Below are 584 nucleotides of genomic sequence, written 5' to 3'. Positions count from 1 at the left end.
ACGGAGCCACTGGTCTGCCTGGTGGTGGGCCAGCGCCTCGCCCAGGACGTAACCGACTACCCCCGCCGGGACAAGCGGCTGTACCGCAACAGCGGCGAGTGGAACGTGGTGCGGCATCAGGATATCGAATCCTTCCGGCGATGACGGTATCGCCGGAATCGGGCGGGGCAGGGCAACGGAGGTCGAGGAATGCCGCTTTCCAGCCGTAGGTACACGCTGGCGGAACAGATCGCCGACCGTATCATCCACGTCGTCGGGCTCGTCGTCGCGGTGCTGGGCGTGGGTGTGCTCGTGTGGCTCGCCGCCGGCCGGCGCGATGCCGTGATGCTGGGCGGGGTGATGCTCTACGGGGTGGGCCTGATCACCATGCTGGTGGCCTCGGCGCTGGCGAACTACGACCGCCATGACGACCCGAAACGGGTTGCCCGGCGGGAGCGTTTCGATCACGCCGCGATCTTCCTGATGATCGCCGGCACGTATACCCCCTTCACCCTGAGTGTGCTCGCCGGTGCCTGGGGCTGGGGGCTGCTGGCCTTCGTCTGGACCGTCGCGCTGTCCGGAGCCGGGCTCAAGCTCGCCGGCAG

The 584-nt window shown here is 68.3% G+C and carries 1 protein-coding gene; it reads left to right on the top strand.

From position 1 onward, the window contains the following. Nucleotides 1-189: 189 nt before the first annotated feature. Nucleotides 190-584: hemolysin III family protein (locus G7A99_RS23965; RefSeq protein ID WP_205600049.1), on the top strand; the 395-nt coding region annotated here is incomplete at its 3' end.

The sequence above is a fragment of the Arhodomonas sp. KWT genome, from assembly GCF_010993615.1.
Note: the sequence above shows the minus strand (reverse complement) of the source record. Positions and strands in the feature narration are given on the sequence as shown.